This is a genomic window from Rhodococcus indonesiensis (genome assembly GCF_047782815.1).
Lineage (GTDB): Bacteria > Actinomycetota > Actinomycetes > Mycobacteriales > Mycobacteriaceae > Rhodococcus > Rhodococcus indonesiensis.
The window spans coordinates 958960-974943 of sequence record NZ_CP180630.1; the positions used below are offsets into that span (position 1 = coordinate 958960).

At 70.0% G+C, this 15984-nt stretch carries 16 protein-coding genes; 12 read left to right on the forward strand and 4 right to left on the reverse strand.

The annotated features are described in order from the left end of the window. The first annotated feature begins 3 nt into the window (after positions 1-3). The 9 genes from ACM26Y_RS04475 (at position 4) to ACM26Y_RS04515 (ending at position 6571) form a co-directional block, all read left to right on the forward strand. A complete protein-coding gene (locus ACM26Y_RS04475) occupies positions 4-243 on the forward strand; it encodes a phosphopantetheine-binding protein (RefSeq protein ID WP_003936748.1) in 240 nt (79 codons plus the stop codon). 7 nt (positions 244-250) lie between these two features. Next, positions 251-1501: an enterobactin transporter EntS gene (entS, locus tag ACM26Y_RS04480; protein ID WP_416062755.1), complete on the forward strand. Its 1251-nt coding sequence runs from the start codon at positions 251-253 to the stop codon at positions 1499-1501. 105 nt (positions 1502-1606) lie between these two features. After that, a complete protein-coding gene (locus tag ACM26Y_RS04485; protein ID WP_003936746.1) occupies positions 1607-2170 on the forward strand; it encodes a dihydrofolate reductase family protein in 564 nt (187 codons plus the stop codon). Between the two features lie 69 nt (positions 2171-2239). Next, the gene (locus tag ACM26Y_RS04490; RefSeq protein ID WP_003936745.1) at positions 2240-2449 is read left to right on the forward strand and encodes a hypothetical protein; all 210 of its coding nucleotides are present in this window, start codon (positions 2240-2242) and stop codon (positions 2447-2449) included. Continuing rightward, a complete protein-coding gene (locus ACM26Y_RS04495; RefSeq protein ID WP_003936744.1) occupies positions 2446-3099 on the forward strand; it encodes a class I SAM-dependent methyltransferase in 654 nt (217 codons plus the stop codon). Before ACM26Y_RS04490 ends, ACM26Y_RS04495 begins: the two co-directional genes overlap by 4 nt. 112 nt (positions 3100-3211) lie before the next feature. After that, positions 3212-3643, forward strand: coding sequence for an SRPBCC family protein (locus ACM26Y_RS04500; protein ID WP_119699405.1), 432 nt, complete (start codon positions 3212-3214; stop codon positions 3641-3643). Continuing rightward, positions 3640-3966 carry an ArsR/SmtB family transcription factor gene (locus ACM26Y_RS04505; protein WP_003936742.1) on the forward strand — a complete coding sequence of 109 codons (327 nt, stop codon included), beginning with the start codon at positions 3640-3642 and terminating at the stop codon, positions 3964-3966. Before ACM26Y_RS04500 ends, ACM26Y_RS04505 begins: the two co-directional genes overlap by 4 nt. 150 nt (positions 3967-4116) lie before the next feature. Then, positions 4117-5682 (forward strand): alpha/beta hydrolase, encoded by a 1566-nt coding sequence (locus ACM26Y_RS04510; RefSeq protein WP_416062756.1) that lies wholly within the window; start codon positions 4117-4119, stop codon positions 5680-5682. Between the two features lie 184 nt (positions 5683-5866). Next, the gene (locus ACM26Y_RS04515; protein ID WP_003936740.1) at positions 5867-6571 is read left to right on the forward strand and encodes a GTP pyrophosphokinase family protein; all 705 of its coding nucleotides are present in this window, start codon (positions 5867-5869) and stop codon (positions 6569-6571) included. A gap of 9 nt (positions 6572-6580) precedes the next feature. On the opposite strand, the gene ACM26Y_RS04520 is transcribed toward ACM26Y_RS04515, so the two are convergent. Next, complete coding sequence (locus tag ACM26Y_RS04520) at positions 6581-7411, reverse strand: siderophore-interacting protein (protein WP_416062757.1); 831 nt, start codon at positions 7409-7411, stop codon at positions 6581-6583. A 29-nt stretch (positions 7412-7440) separates the two neighbouring features. Continuing rightward, positions 7441-8877 (reverse strand): MDR family MFS transporter, encoded by a 1437-nt coding sequence (locus tag ACM26Y_RS04525; protein WP_416062758.1) that lies wholly within the window; start codon positions 8875-8877, stop codon positions 7441-7443. A 109-nt stretch (positions 8878-8986) separates the two neighbouring features. On the opposite strand from ACM26Y_RS04525, the gene ACM26Y_RS04530 reads away from it, so the two are divergent. Together ACM26Y_RS04530 and ACM26Y_RS04535 are read left to right on the forward strand one after the other, a co-directional pair. Next, complete coding sequence (locus ACM26Y_RS04530; RefSeq protein ID WP_003936737.1) at positions 8987-9880, forward strand: phosphoribosylaminoimidazolesuccinocarboxamide synthase; 894 nt, start codon at positions 8987-8989, stop codon at positions 9878-9880. Next, positions 9877-12018 carry a S9 family peptidase gene (locus ACM26Y_RS04535; RefSeq protein WP_416062759.1) on the forward strand — a complete coding sequence of 714 codons (2142 nt, stop codon included), beginning with the start codon at positions 9877-9879 and terminating at the stop codon, positions 12016-12018. Before ACM26Y_RS04530 ends, ACM26Y_RS04535 begins: the two co-directional genes overlap by 4 nt. A gap of 91 nt (positions 12019-12109) precedes the next feature. Here the strand turns inward: ACM26Y_RS04535 and ACM26Y_RS04540 are convergent, their stop codons facing one another. Further along, positions 12110-12799 (reverse strand): response regulator, encoded by a 690-nt coding sequence (locus ACM26Y_RS04540; RefSeq protein ID WP_416062760.1) that lies wholly within the window; start codon positions 12797-12799, stop codon positions 12110-12112. Then, positions 12796-14352, reverse strand: a complete 1557-nt coding sequence (locus ACM26Y_RS04545; RefSeq protein ID WP_416063613.1) for an ATP-binding protein — start codon at positions 14350-14352, stop codon at positions 12796-12798. The genes ACM26Y_RS04540 and ACM26Y_RS04545 overlap by 4 nt, the downstream gene beginning before the upstream one ends. A gap of 191 nt (positions 14353-14543) precedes the next feature. Between ACM26Y_RS04545 and ACM26Y_RS04550 the strand changes: the two genes are divergently transcribed. Further along, a complete protein-coding gene (locus ACM26Y_RS04550; RefSeq protein WP_416062761.1) occupies positions 14544-15947 on the forward strand; it encodes a cation:dicarboxylate symporter family transporter in 1404 nt (467 codons plus the stop codon). Positions 15948-15984 lie beyond the last annotated feature (37 nt).

The following is a 15984-nucleotide window of genomic DNA, read 5'->3' on the forward strand; positions in this document are numbered from 1 at the left end:
CTCATGTCAGCACAGTCCGGCATCCTGGACCGCGAGACGATCCGCATCGATATCGCGCGGCTTCTCGAGATCGAGGCAGACGAACTGGATCCCGCAGTCAGCCTCGTCGATCAGGGCCTCGACTCGGTGCGCCTGATGGCGCTCGTGGAGCAGTGGCGCGGCGCCGGCGCGGACGTCGACTTCGTCTCCCTGGCCACCGAACCGCAGCTCGAGGCGTGGTACGACCTGCTCACCTCGCGGTGACCCGGCCGTGGCCCTGATCGACAAGCTGGTCCTCGACCTCGACCCGCTGCGCACCAGCCGCGAATTCCGCTACATCTTCACTGCCCGGGTCGTGTCGCTGTTCGGACTCGGCTTCCTCGTCGTCGCCGTGCCCCTGCAGGTGTATCGGCTCACCGGATCCACCGCGCAGGTCGCCGCGGTCTCGGCGGTGCTCGGCGTGACCACGTTCGCCGCCACCTTCGCCGGCGGGGTACTCGCCGATCGCTACGACCGGCGGCGGGTCATCGCGCTCGCGCGCGGCACGGCGGGAGTGGCGTTCGCGGTGCTCGCGGTCAACGCGTTCCTGCCCGATCCGAAGATGTGGGTCGTCTACGTGGCGGCGGTGATCGACGGGGTGTGCGGGGGCATCTCCGCGACGGCGCTCATGGCCGTCACACCCAGCCTGCTGCCCCGGGAGAAGATGGCCGCCGCCGGTGCCCTCATGGCGCTGACCGGCGACCTGGGCGCGATGATCGGGCCGGCGCTCGGCGGCGTCGTCATCGCTACCGGGGGAGTCGGGGTGGCCTACGCGCTGGCCGCGTTCACCACCGCGATCACGACCTTCTGCATCACCCGGCTGCCGGTGCTGCCGCCGACCCACGTCGCCGACGAGTCGCCACTGCGTTCGGTGGTGAGCGGCTTCCGCTACGCGGCGTCGAACCGCGTCCTCGGCGGCGTGCTCGTCTGCGGGTTCGTGACGATGATGCTCGCCGGCTGGTCGGTGCTCGTCCCCGAGTACGCGACCGAGGTGCTCGGCGCGGGACCGTCGGTGGTGGGACTGCTCTACACCGCCCCGGCAGTCGGCGCGGTGATCGGCTCCCTCACCAGCGGCTGGACCGGCCGTCTCCGCCGGTCCGGACAGGCGGTCTTCGTGCTCATGGCCGTCTCCGCCGCGGGACTCGCCGGGGCGGGCCTCACCGCGACCGTCGCGGTGGCGCTGATCGGTCTGGCCGCGCACGGCTTCGGCGATGCGCTCACCGACATCGTCCGGTACGCGACGGTCCAGAAGCACACCTCCGACGAGTACAGGGGCCGCATCGCGGCAGTGTGGGCGGCGCAGGTCACCGCCGGCGCCTCCGTCGGCGCGGTGGTCGCCGGTGCGGTGGCGACGTCGGTGCCGATCTCTGCGGCGCTGCCTGCGTACGGCGCCGTCGGGCTGGTGGTCACCGCGCTGCTGTGGACCACACTGCGGACGCTGCGCCGGCTCGACGAGGGCAGTAGCCTCGAGCGGGTCGTCTGAGTCCGTCCGGTCCGTGCCGCGATGAGTTCGGCGGAGCCGGCCGGTCTGTATCCGGGACAGCACACCCGTCCGCGCGGACGGGGAGGCCGAAGAGGAGTGGATGTCATGGGCAAGGTCACCGTCACCGAGTTCGTCTCTGCGGACGGCATCATGGAGAACCCCGCGTGGACGTTCCCGTACTGGAACGACACGATCGCCGCGTTCAAGGACGCCGAACTGAACGAGGCGGACGCGTTGCTCCTCGGCCGCACCACCTACCAGGAGTTCGCCGCGGTCTGGCCCGACCACCCCGGGGAGGACGATGCTTCCAAGGCCCAGATGAACGACATTCCCAAACACGTCGCCACGACCACGCTCACCGAACTGGAGTGGAACGCGAGCCGCATCGAGGGCGACGTCGCGCAGGGGATCCGCGCACTCAAGGCCGAGAAGAACCTGCTGGTCATGGGGAGCGGCAGCCTCGTCGAGTTCCTGCGCGGTCAGGGACTCGTCGACGAGTACCGGCTCGCCGTCTACCCCGTGCTGGTCGGCTCGGGCCGGCGCCTGTTCGACCCCGTCGAGGCGCAGGCGACCCTCGAGCTCCGCGACTGCAAGGTCCTCGACAACGGCGTCCTGCTGCTCGTCTACGACGTTGTGTCCGACACCGTTGCCGTTCCGGATTTCGACTGACGGCGTACCCGCAGCCGAGGCCCGGCTCGAGCCGTTGTTTCGAGGCTCGGAGGCGGGGAACCCGACAGCATGTCCGTCAACGAGCCGTTCATGCCGTTCAAGAGCGCATCCGGGGAAGAGATCGACGCTGCGGATCCGGGGCAGGGCGCCCCGGGAACCGACTCCGCGCCGCCCACCACTGCCGAGGACGCCCGGGCCGTGGATTCCGAACGCGGCGAACAGAATGATCGGCACTCCGAGTCCCCGTTCCGCACTCCCACGCCCCCGCGCGACGGATGACGACCGACGCTGCGCGGGCGCGGGACTACGACACCTGGTTCGACACCCCGTGGGGCGCCCACGCCTGGGCCGTGGAGCGCGCCGCGGTCGACGAGATCCTCCCCGAGGTGGCCGGCCGTAGCGTGATCGAAGTCGGCTGCGGGACCGGGCGGCTCGTGAGTCATCTCGCCCACCGTGGTGCCCGCGTGCTCGGTGTGGACCTCTCGGCGGGCATGCTGTCCGTCGCGGCCGGCCGGGCACCCGTCCGGCTCGTGCGCGCCGATGCCACTCGCCTGCCCGTGCCGGATGCCGTTGCCGACGCCGCCGTGACGATCGCGGCCCTCGAATTCACCGACGCCGCGGCGGTGCTCGCCGAGATGGCTCGCATCACTCGCCCGGGCGGGCGCATCGTCGCGCTCGCCCTCAATCCGACCAGTCCGTGGGGGTGGATCGATCGGCCCACCCGCCGAGCGCCGTACTCGGCCGCGCGCTTCGTCTCTCGGCGAGAGCTGCGCCGCCTGGGTGATCGACACGGCCGGGCCCGGGTGCGAGGCCGGTTGTTCACCGCAGCGCGGTTCGGGCATCGGCTCGAACCGGTTGCGGCCCTGGTGGGTCGGATCCTCCCCTGGTTCGGTGCCGTCCAGGTGCTGGTCGTCGACCGGGCGCACTGAGAGACGGTCGGGGTGGCGAAGGCCGGGATTTGTGCAACTCGGGGGTTGCAGCGTGGGGTGAAAGGTGCAACTCTGGAGTTGCACAAATCCTATCCCCGGACTGGAGGCGATCATGGCCCCGCTCGACATCACCCGCACCATCGACATCGCGGCCCCGGCCACCAAGGTGTGGGCCGCACTGACCGAACCCGAGCTCATCGCGCAATGGTTCGGCGACAGAATCGAATTCGACGCAACACCCGGCGGCACGGGCGCGTTCGGCTGGACGGGGCATGACCACGGTCCCTTCCGAGTACTGATCGAGCACGTGGACGAGCCGAAGACGCTCGTCTACCGCTGGGCGCGCGACGCGAACGTGGACCCGGTGCCGGGCAACTCCACGGTGGTGCGGTTCGACCTCGCGGAGATCGAGGGCGGCACCCGGCTGACCCTGGTGGAGACCGGCTTCGAGGAACTCGTCGATCCGCAGTCGGCCCACGACGGCAACGTCGACGGCTGGCGCGCCGAACTCGGCGACTTGGTGGAGTTCCTGGAATCCCGGTGAACGACGTGGCGAAGGGAGTTCCGGCGGTGCTCGCGGTACTGGCCGACGAAACCCGCTGGAACATCCTCACCGCGATCGGCGCCGAGGACCTGTCCGCGAGTGCGCTCGCGGAGCGGCTGCCGGTCAGCCGTCAGGCGATCGCGAAGCACCTGACCGTGCTGGCCGATGCCGGGCTTGTGGAGTCGTTCCGGATCGGGCGGGAGATCCGCTACCGGGCGGTCGGAGCCCGGCTCGGCGAACTGGCCGGCGAACTGGACTCGATCGGACGGCAGTGGGACCGTCGCCTCGAGGCGATCAAGCGCATCGCCGAGCGGCCCGACTGACCGCACGAGTGGGCCGCGCGGTGCCGTCGAGGGGGTGCCCATCGGCACCCTCGGGGTGGTGGTACCGATCGCCGCCGACGCCGACCCTGTAGTGGTCCGCGGAGGAATCTGCTTCCTCCGGTCGAGTACCACTGGAGGGCAGGTCGATTCATGGCGTCGAACGGTGAACGCGGGATCCGGCGACGAGTCCTGCAGTGGGTGACCGCAACGGGAGCGGCGACGGCCCTGACGGTGGGCGGGTTCTCGTCTCCGGTCGTCGCGACCGGCTTCGCTTCGACGACCGGTGAGATCCCGCCCGGCCTCGAACCGTTCTACACCCAGCAGGTCCGGTGGGAATCGTGCGACGGATACAGCACCGACGGATCGGACCTGGTCGGAGCCGGGCTCGAGTGCGCGCGGGTCACCGTGCCCATCGACTACGACAACCCCGAGGGCGACACGGCGCAGATCGCCCTGTCCCGCTCACGGGCGACGGGGGAGAAGATCGGATCGCTGCTCGTCAACCCGGGTGGGCCGGGGGCCTCCGGGCTCGGGACGGCCGTCGTCGCCGACGGCACCGAACTCGCCGAGCGGTTCGACGTCGTCGGATTCGATCCGCGCGGAATCGGGGCGTCGACACCGCAGATCGACTGCCTGACACCCGGGGAGACCGACGCGTGGCGGCAGGATCCCGTGGTGGACATGACCGCCGAGGGCATTGCCCGGGCCGAACAGAAGAGCCGGGAGTACGCGGCACGTTGCGCCGAACGCACCGGCGCCGACGTGCTGGCACACGTGGGCACCCGCGACGTGGTGCGGGACATGGACGTCATCCGGGCCGCGCTCGGCGACGCCGGTTTGAACTACCTCGGGTACTCGTACGGGACCCGGCTCGGCTCGGCCTATGCGGAGGCGTTCCCCGGTAACGTGCGCGCGATGGTGCTCGACGGGGCGCTCGATCCACAGCAGGACCCCGTCGAGGAGGCGGTGCGGCAGGCCGCCGGCTTCCAGCAGGCATTCGACGCGTTCGCCGAGAACTGCGCGACCGGCGAGGACTGCCCCCTCGGTGCCGATCCCGCGGCCGCGGTCGAGCGGTTCCGCTCGCTGGTCGATCCCCTGATCGACCGTCCCGCGGCCACGGACGATCCGCGGGGACTGAGCTATCCGAACGCGATCACCGGTGTCATCGCCACCCTGTACTCGCCGCAGGGCTGGGAGTACCTGCGGACCGGACTCACCGAACTGGAGCAGGGCCGGGGCGACACGCTGCTGCTGCTGGCCGACATGTACGAGGGCCGGTTCGCCGACGGTTCGTACTCGAACTCCAGCGAGGCGATGGCAGCGGTGCGGTGCGTCGACGACGCCGCCGTGACCGACCCGGCGGTCGCCGGCGAACTCGACACCCGGTCCCGCGAAGCGGCACCGTTCCTCGACGACGGCCGCGGCACCGGCAACGCGCCGCTCGGTGCGTGCGCCTTCTGGCCCGTGCCGCCGTCGGGGGATCGGCACGCCGTGGACGCCGACGGCCTGCCCCCGATCGTCGTCGTCTCCACCACCGAGGATCCGGCCACGCCGTACCAGGCGGGTGTGGACCTGGCGAAGCAACTGGATGCGGTGCTCGTCACGTACCGCGGGACCCAGCACGGGGTGGTGCTGAGCGGCCAGTGGTGCATCGACCTTCCCGTCGCGCGCTACCTCATCGATCTTGCTGTGCCGGAGGGAGATACGACGTGTTGAGTGGGGCCGGATCCGATCCCTCGGGACGGACGGTCAGGGGGTGCGCCGGGGCAGCGACCATGCCGCTCCGGCGCGGTCGCTGCGCCCCGTACCCACGCTCGTCGTCGTGGCTGCGAGTCGTCGCCGGGCCGCGTCCCCGGCCGACCTGGCAGACTCGATCGGGAAGGCGACGAGGAGACAGACGGTGACGGAAACGGTGGACGGTGCTCACGACGTGCAGCTGAGGCAACCAGGACTCGAGTCGGCGCAGCTCCAGTTGGACCCACCGCAGATCGCGCTCCAACGGGAGTTCCGCCGTGTCCTGATGGTCTACAAGTTCGGGATCGACGAGATGATGACCAAGATCAACATCCTGCGGGAGGAGTTCGGCTTCACCCACGACCACAACCCGATCGAGCACGTCAAGTCGCGGCTGAAGACTCCCGAATCGGTCGTCGAGAAGGCCGTCCGCAAGAACCTGCCGCTCACCCTCGACGCGATCCGCGAAAACATCTACGACATCGCCGGCATCCGCATCACCTGCAGCTTCGTCTCCGACGTCTACCGGATCTTCGACCTGATCACCGGGCAGCATGATATCCGGGTCGTCCAGGTCAAGGACTACATCGCGCGCCCGAAGCCCAACGGATACCGGAGCCTGCACGCGATCGTCGAGGTCCCCGTCTTCATGTCCGACCGCGTGCAGCCGGTGTTCGTCGAACTGCAGATCCGCACCGTCGCGATGGACTTCTGGGCCAGCCTCGAACACAAGATCTTCTACAAGTACGACAAGGCGGTGCCCGCCGGACTGCTCGACGAGCTGCGGGCGGCGGCCGCGACCGCCCGCGACCTCGACGTCCGGATGGAGGCCCTGCACGACCAGGTGCACGGGCCCGACGCGTCGCCCTGACCGCCCGCCTCAGACGTCGTGCTCGGTGAAGTCCCGGTCGTGGTCGGTGGTACGGCCGTACCCGGTCTCGGTCATGCCGCGGCGCCAGTAGCCGATGACGAGGGTGGACCTGCGGTCGAGACCGGCCTCGTCGCGCAGGTAGCTGCGCATCCGCAGCACGGTCTTCGATTCGGCCGATACCCACGCGAATCGCTTCAGTTCGCCGGCGGGGATCGGCACGGCGGTCGCCGCGTCGGCCAGGTGCGTGGTGGTGCCCGCGGCGGCGCCGTCGCGGTGCACCCAGCGGATCTCGATGTCGGCGGGGGAGCGCAGGTCCTGGTGCTCGCCCTCGTCGGCGACCTCGACGACGGCGGTGCCCCGCGCGCCCTCGGGGAGGCGTTCGAGCATGCGGCCGATCGCGGGCAGCGCCGTCTCGTCGCCGACGATCAGGTACCAGTCGGCCGGGGGTGCGACGATTCCGCCGCCGCCGGCCGCCGCGATGCGATCGCCGGGACGGGCCCGCTCCACCCAGGCACCGGCCAGGCCCTCGTCGCCGTGCCGGACGAAGTCGATGTCCATCTCGGCGGCCGCGGGGTCGAGTCGCCGCACGGTGTAGGTGCGGACCTGCGCCTTGAGTGTGGGGTCGGGCCACTCGAGGCGCCGGCCGCCGGTGTTGACCGGCAGGTCGAGGTCTCCGTTCTCCCGCGGGAAGATCAGCTTGATGTTGGGCACCCGGGTCGGGTCGCTCGCGTAGACCTCGACGCCGCGGCCGGCGAACGTGACGCGGCGCATGCGGGGGGTGATGTCCTCGACCTTCGCGACTTCGATGACGCTGGGCAGCAGCCCGTCTTCGTTCGACATGCCTCACACCTTAGGTGAGCCTTTCCAACCTAAGTGGGGTCGGGTGGTTCCGCAGGCCGGTTCGGCATCGTGGCAGCTGTCATGGCCAGGGCCACCGCGGCCACGAGAAGGGCGACGAACACCGGCGCCACCGCGTCGGCGAGCCGTTCCGGCCCGAGAGGTCCCGATCCGGCCGCACCATGTGCGGCCAGCGCCGAATTCGCCAGTGCCCCGAACACCGCGACCCCGACGGCGCTGCCGATCGATCGGGCGAACGAGTACGCCCCGGTCACCACACCACGCTCGGCCCACGTCACGCTCGACTGCGCCGAGATCAGCGCCGGGCTCGCGATCAGGCCCATTCCGAGGCCGACGAGTACGCAACACCCCGCGACCTGCCACACCGGGGACCGCTCGTCGAGCAACGTCAGCAGACCGGTGCCGGCCAGCACCGGGACGGACCCGATCATCGCGGTGTTGCGGAATCCGATCCGCAGGTAGAACCAGCCGGAGCGCGCCGCCGCGAGTGGCCACCCGATCGTCATCGTCGACAGGGTGAATCCCGCCACGAGGGCCGTGGTGCCCAGCGACCCCTGCACGAACGCGGGCACGTAGGAGGTCAGGCCCAGCACCACGGCGCCGACGAGGGCCGCGACCGCGCTGCTGGTCAGCACCACCCGGCGGGCGAACACCCACGGCGGCAGGATCGGCTCCGCCGCGCGCCGCTCCACCCACACGAACAGCAGCAACAGCGTCGCACCGGCCGCGAACACCCCGGCGCTCGGCGCCGACACCCACGCCCAGGCCTGTCCACCCTCGAGCAGGCCCAGGATCAGCAGTCCCGAGCCTGCGGCGAGCGTCGCGGCACCGGCCCGGTCCACCGGCCGCCGTGGCCCGGACGGCCGTGATTCGGTGAACGCCTTCAGCAGCACCGCCACGGCCAGCGCACACAGCGGCAGGTTGATCCAGAAGATCCACCGCCACGACACGTAGTCGGAGAAGACCCCGCCCACGGCGGGGCCGACGATCGCCGACATGCCCCACACGCTCGCGAGGTAGCCCTGGGCCTTCGCACGCTCGGCCACGGTGTAGATGTCGCCGGCGATGGTCTGCGCCATCGGCAGCACGGCCCCCGCACCCAGCCCCTGCACCGCGCGGAACGCGATCAGTGCCGGCATGCTCCATGCCAGCGCACACAGCGCCGAGCCCAGGGCGAACAGCGCGATGCCGAACACCAGCACGGGTCTGCGCCCGTACACGTCCGACAGCTTGCCGTACACCGGCACGAGCACGGCCTGGGTGAGCAGATAACTCGAGAACAGCCACGGGAACTGCGTGAAGCCGCCGAGGTCAGCGACGATGGTCGGGACGGCGGTGGCCAGGACGGTGCTCTCGAGTGCGACGAGCGCGGTGGCGAGCATCAAGGCCGCGAGAATCGGTCCGCGTTCCGAGCGCAGACCCACGTCGATCCGGGGTGCCGCCGACATCACGCTCCTGTTCGGGGTGGGGTTCCGGTCACGATCATTGTCATAGTGAACGATCCCGGGATCGGGCGGGGGTGCCGTGCAGGTCCGGGCGGCGCACTAGGGTGGCACCGTGCGTCCATCACTCGAGTCCTACCCCCACCTCGCCGGCGGCAAGGTCCGGGACCTGTATGTCATAGACGACGAGCACCTGCTCCTCGTGGCCAGCGACCGGATCTCGGCATACGATCACGTGCTCGACACCCCGATTCCCGACAAGGGCCGGGTGCTCACCGCGATGAGCGTGTTCTTCTTCAACCTGCTCGAGGTGAACCATCACCTCGCCGCTGAGCCCGACGACGAACGCATCCCCGCCGAGGTCCTCGGTCGCGCCCTCGTCGTCAAACGGCTGAAGATGGTGCCGATCGAGTGCGTCGCCCGCGGTTACCTCACCGGATCGGGCCTGATCGACTACCGGCAGACCGGCGCGGTGTGCGGCGTCCCGCTGCCAGACGGCCTCGTGGAGGCCAGCCGCCTGCCGGATCCGATCTTCACTCCGGCGAGCAAGGCCGAGATCGGCGACCACGACGAGAACATCACCTTCGACGAGGTCGTCGACAAGGTCGGCCAGGATCTCGCCGTGAAGCTGCGCGAGGACACCCTCGACATCTACGGCCGCGCCGCGATGTACGCGGCGGACAAGGGCATCCTGCTGGCCGACACGAAGTTCGAGTTCGGTCTCGACGACGGTGGCAACCTCGTCCTCGCCGACGAGGTGCTCACCCCGGATTCGTCGCGGTACTGGCCCGCCGAGGGCTACGAGCCCGGCAAGGTGCAGCCCAGCTTCGACAAGCAGTTCGTCCGCAACTGGCTGACGAGCCCCGAGTCCGGTTGGGACCGTGCCTCCGACACCCCGCCGCCGCCACTGCCGCAGCACATCGTCGATGCCACCCGTGAGCGGTACATCGAAGCCTACGAACGGATCTCGGGTCTGTCGTTCTCCGACTGGCTGGGGCCGAGCGCATGACCGCGCCGATCGCCAAGCGGGTCCCGTCCGAGCGGGTTCATCACGGACACACGTTCGTCGACGAGTACGAGTGGCTCCGCGACAAGGAGAACCCCGAGGTAGTCGCGCACCTCGAGGCCGAGAACGCGTGGACCGAGAAGCAGACCGCGCACCTGGCACCCCTGCGGGAGAAGATCTTCGAGGAGATCAAGTCCCGCACGCAGGAAACCGACATGTCGGTACCCACCCGCATGGGGGACTGGTGGTACTACGCCCGGACCGTCGAGGGCAAGCAGTACAGCATCCAGTGCCGCTGCCCGGTCTCCGACCCCGACGACTGGAACCCGCCGGAGCTGGCACCGGGTGTGGAACTGCCGGGCGAGCAGGTGCTGCTCGACGGCAACGTCGAGGCCGCCGGGCACGAGTTCTTCTCCCTCGGTGCGTTCTCGATCAGCCACGACGGGACGCTGCTCGCCTACTCGGTCGACGTCGTCGGCGACGAGCGCTACACGCTGCGATTCAAGAACCTCGGCACCGGTGAGCTGCTCGCCGACGAGGTCCCCGGGACCGCACCCGGCGCGACGTGGGCGATCGACAACAGCCACATCTTCTACCTCACCGTGGACGAGTCCTGGCGGCCGGACACCGTGTGGCGGCACCGTCTGGGAACGTCGCACACCGAGGACGTCGAGGTCTTCCACGAGTCCGACGAACGGTTCTGGGTGTCGGTGGGCACCACCCGCAGCGAGAAGTACCTGATGATCTGGGTGGGATCGAAGATCACCACCGAGGGCTGGGTGCTCGAATCCGCGGATCCCACCGGCGAATTCCGCGTGCTGCTGCCGCGGCGCGAGGGTGTCGAGTACGGCGCCGAGCATGCCGTCGTCGGCGGCGAGGACCGGTTCCTGGTCATGCACAACGACGTCGTCGAGATGGTGGACGACGCGACGGGTGCGGTCACGCGCGAGAAGGCGGAGAACTTCGTTCTCGCCGAGGCGCCCGTGGACGATCCGTCTGCCCTGCGCACCCTCATCGGGCACCGACACGACGTGCGCCTCGAGGACGTCGATGCGTTCGCCGGGCACCTCGTGCTCGGCTACCGGCGGGAAGCGCTGACCCGGCTCGCGGTGTGGCCGCTGACCGCCGACGGCTACGGCGAGCTGACCGAACTCGAGTTCGACGAGGAACTGTTCGCGGTGGGTCCGGGCGCGAACCCGGAATGGCACCAGCCGATGCTGCGGCTCGGGTTCACGTCGTTCATCACGCCCAGCCGCGTCTACGACTACGTCGTCGACTCCGGAGAGCTGTTGCTGCGCAAGGCCCAGCCGGTGCTCGGTGACTTCGATCCGTCGGACTACGAGCAGCGCCGGGACTGGGCGGTGGCCGAGGACGGCACGCGCATCCCGCTGTCGATCGTGGCCCGCAAGGGTACGCCCGCGAACGCGCCGGCGCTGCTCTACGGGTACGGGTCGTACGAGGCCAGCATCGACCCCGGCTTCTCGGTGGCGCGGCTGTCGCTCCTCGAGCGGGGCATGGTCTTCGCGGTGGCCCATGTGCGGGGCGGTGGCGAGATGGGCCGGCACTGGTACGAAAACGGCAAGACGCTGGCGAAGAAGAACACCTTCACCGACTTCGTCGCCTGCGCCCGGCACCTGATCGACACCGGTGTGACCCGGCCGGACCGCCTCGTCGCCGACGGCGGCAGCGCGGGCGGACTGCTCATGGGTGCAGTGGCGAATCTCGCACCGGAGTTGTTCGCCGGAATCCTCGCGAACGTGCCGTTCGTCGACCCGCTCACGTCGATCCTGGACCCGTCGCTGCCGCTGACGGTGATCGAGTGGGACGAGTGGGGCAACCCCCTCGACAACCCCGAGGTGTACGAGTACATGCGCTCGTACAGCCCGTACGAGAACGTCGAGGCGAAGGACTACCCGGCGATCCTCGCGATCACCAGCCTCAACGACACCCGGGTGCTCTACGTCGAACCGGCCAAGTGGGTGGCCAAGCTGCGCGCCACGAAGACCGGCGACTCGCCGCTGCTGCTCAAGACGGAGATGAGCGCCGGTCACGGCGGCGTGTCCGGTCGCTACGAGAAGTGGCGCGAGGTGGCCTTCGAGTTCGCGTGGGTCCTCGAGACGTCGGGCGCATACCGTCCCTGAAAGGTGTTGTGGCCGACTGCCTGGTGGCCGAATGTCACATCGCGTCGATGACATCGACGCGATGTGACATTCGGTCCCACAGGCCGCCCGCTCAGCGCGGGGCGTAGCGGATCTGCGGCCGGCCGGCGCGGCCGTACTCGGTGTGCCGGGCGGCGACGCCGTCGTCGGCCAGGCGTTCGAGGTACCGCCACGCCGTCACCCGCGACACGCCCACCGCGCTGCCCACCTCCGCGGCCGTGAGCGGCCCCGGCGCTTCCCTCAGGCACCGGGCGACCGCATCGAGGGTGTGCGGCGCGACGCCCTTCGGGGACGAGGCGCGCGGATCGGAGGTCCGCAGCGCCGCCATCGCCCGGTCGATGTCGTGCTGGCCGGCGGCCGCGCCGGACGCGCCCAGCGCCTTGCGGTAGGCCAGGTAGTGGTCGAGTTTGTCGCTCAGGGCAGCGAAGGTGAACGGCTTGAGCAGGTAGAGCACGATACCCCGGGCGACGGCGGTGCGGACGACCTCGAGGTCGCGCGCGGAGGTCACAGCGATGATGTCCGGGCTCGGCCGGGTCCCGCTCAACGCCGCGGCGACGTCGAGGCCGCTCATGTCGGGCAGTCCGATGTCCAGCAGCACCAGATCCACGGGCTCTCCTGCCTTCGCGGCCTCGGCGACGGCACGCAGCGCGTTCCGGCCGGTGTCGGCGACGGCGACCACCGTGAACTGCGGCAGACGATCGACGTACGCGCGGTGGGCGTCGGCGATGCGGGACTCGTCCTCCACGACGAGGACGCGAATCACTGTGCGCTGCCTGCGTGCTCGGTTTGCAAGGGGATCTCGGCGACGACCATCGAGCCCAGCGACGGCTCGGTCCGCAGGGTGCCGCCGTGGCGCGCCACCACCTGCGCGACCAGTGCCAGTCCCAGTCCGTGGTGGTCTGCCTTCGTGGAGTAGCCCCGCGTCATCGCGCGGGCGAGGACCTCCGGCGACATGCCCGGTCCGCTGTCCGCAACTTCGACGATCATGTTCGAATCATCCTGTCGTATCGTCACTTCCACCCACGGTTCGTCGACGGCCCGGGCGGCGTCGATGGCGTTGTCCACCAGGTTGCCGACGAGTGTCACCAGATCGCGGGTGCCGAGGGGGGTCGAGCCCAGTGCGGTGTCGTCGGTGACGGTCAATTCGACGCCGCGTTCGGCGGCGTCGTTGATCTTCCCCAGCAGCAGGGCGACGAGTGCCGGTTCCTGCACCGACGCGGTGAGCCGGTCGATGAGCTGCTGCGACAGGCGCAGTTCCTCCGTCGCGAACGCGACCGCCTCCTCGGGACGTCCCAGTTCGACCATCGTGACGATGGTGTGCAGCCGGTTCGCCGACTCGTGCGCCTGCGCGCGCAGCGCGTCGGCGAAACCGCGAACCGAGTCCAGTTCGCCCAGCACCGTACGTAGTTCGGTGCGATCCCGCAACGTCGTCACCGTGGCGATCCGCCGGCCCTCCCACTGCACCGGGCTCCGGTCGACGACCAGGACGCGGTCCTCGGTGAGGAGTACGTCGCCGCGGGCGTCCGCGTCCGGGCCGGTCACGCGCAGCGCCTCGGGCAGATCGTCCGTCGTGACCGGGCCGTCGCCGAGACCGAGCAGGCGCCGCGCCTCGTCGTTGACGACCTCCACGCGTGCGGGCTCGTCGGTGCCGATCACGATCAGGCCCTCCCCGATCGCGTGGAGGACCGCGTCGTGGTGCTCGTAGAGCCGGCGCAACTCGTCCGGCGCGAGTCCGAGGGTCTGGCGGCGCAGGCGCCGGCTGACGAGCACGGCGCCGCCGGTCGCGACGGCCAGAGCTGCGGCCGACAGACCGAGCAGAGCGGGCAGACCGCGGGCGAACTGGTCGGCGACCCTCGCGCGGGTGACGCCGACGGCGACGAGGCCGACGACCTGTCCGTCGTCGACGATCGGCGCCACGGCCCGGATGGACGGGCCCAGCGAGCCGGCATAGGTCTCGGTGAAGACGGTGCCGGCGAGCGCCGGTTCGATGTTGCCGCTGAACGGCAGACCGATCATCGCAGGGTCGGTGTGGGTGTACCGGGTCCGGTCGGGCGCCATCACGACGATGAAATCGGTGCCCGTCGCCTCCCTGATGCGTTCGGTGCGCGGTTGCAGCACCGCCGTCGGGTCCGGTGTGCGCAACGCCGCCGCCGTCGAGTCGGACCCGGCCAGGGATTCGGCGATTGCGACGACGGTGCGGCGGGTGGCGTCGTCGCTGTCGCGGCGCTCGTCGATCCCGACGAGGACGGTGCCGGCGCCGATGACCAGGGCGAGCACGGCCAGCTGCAGTACCAGCAGCTGACGCGCGACGCTCATCGACGGCCGGTGCGCGGTCGGCGGCACGGGCGTACTCCTTCCGGATGCCGGTGGGTCCGCCTCGTGAGCGCGACATCACCTGAACGAAATGAACGCAATCTTCACCGGGTGAGGCTGCGACACCACCATTTCTATCAGGAACGTGACCGCGATCACGAAGCCCCCGAAACGCCCATCCGAGAGGATCCGCCATGAGCACGTCACCAGACTCCCGGGCACCCGGCGCCACGCCACCGGCCAAGCGCAGAGACCGCACGCACTGGCTCTACGTCGGTGTCATCGTGGCAGTGGTGGCCGGCGTCCTCGTCGGCTGGCTCGCCCCGGACGTCGGCAAGTCGTTCGGTGTCCTCGGCACGATGTTCGTCGACCTCATCAAGATGATGATCAGCCCGGTCATCTTCTGCACAATCGTCCTCGGCATCGGCTCGGTGCGGGCCGCCGCCAGCGTCGGCAAGGTCGGCGGCCTGGCGATGGTGTACTTCCTCGGCATGTCCACCGTCGCGCTGGGCATCGGCCTGGTGGTGGGCAACCTGCTCGATCCGGGCAGCGGCCTGAACCTGTCCCCGGAGACCGCCGGCGCCGGCGCCGCGCTGGCCGACAAGGCCCACGCCACGGGCGGGACCATGGACTTCATCGCGTCGATCATCCCCACGTCGCTGCTGTCGGCGCTCACCGAGGGCAGCGTGCTGCAGACCCTGTTCGTCGCTCTGTTGGTCGGCTTCGCGCTGCAGTCCCTCGGCAAGACCGGCGAGCCGGTCCTGCGCGGTATCGGCTACGTGCAGAAGCTCGTGTTCAAGATCCTGTCGATGATCCTGTGGCTCGCTCCGATCGGTGCCTTCGGCGCCATCGCCAACGTGGTCGGGCAGACCGGTCTCGGCGCGGTCGTCCAGCTCGGCACCCTGATGATCGGGTTCTACCTCACCTGCGTGCTGTTCGTGTTCGGTGTGCTCGGCTCCCTGCTGCGGATGGTGTCCGGGGTGTCGATCTTCAAGCTGGTCAAGTACCTGGCCCGCGAGTACCTGCTGATCTTCGCGACGTCCTCGTCCGAGTCCGCGCTGCCGCGGCTCATCGCGAAGATGGAGCATGTCGGGGTCGAGCGCACCACCGTCGGTGTCGTCGTGCCCACCGGGTACTCGTTCAACCTGGACGGCACCGCCATCTACCTGACGATGGCCTCGCTGTTCATCGCCGACGCGCTCGGTTCGCCGCTGTCGCTGGCCGAGCAGCTCTCCCTGCTGGTGTTCATGATCGTCGCGTCGAAGGGCGCGGCCGGGGTGAGCGGGGCGGGCCTGGCCACGCTCGCCGGCGGCCTGCAGAGCCACCGTCCGGAGCTGCTCGACGGCGTCGGCCTCATCGTCGGCATCGACCGGTTCATGTCCGAGGCGCGCGCAGTCACCAACTTCTCCGGCAACGCCGTCGCCACCCTGCTGGTGGGAACGTGGACCGGAACCGTCGACCGCGGTCGCGTCCGCGACGTCCTCGCCGGCCGCATCCCGTTCGACGAGGAGACCATGGTCGACGACCACGGCCCGGCCGCCGCGCAGCCTGCCGTCGTGGTCGAGAAGGAGGAAGCGAAGGTCCTGGCGCGCGCCTGACGGGTCCCGCTCGCGGAACCCCTTGTGGCCGAATGTC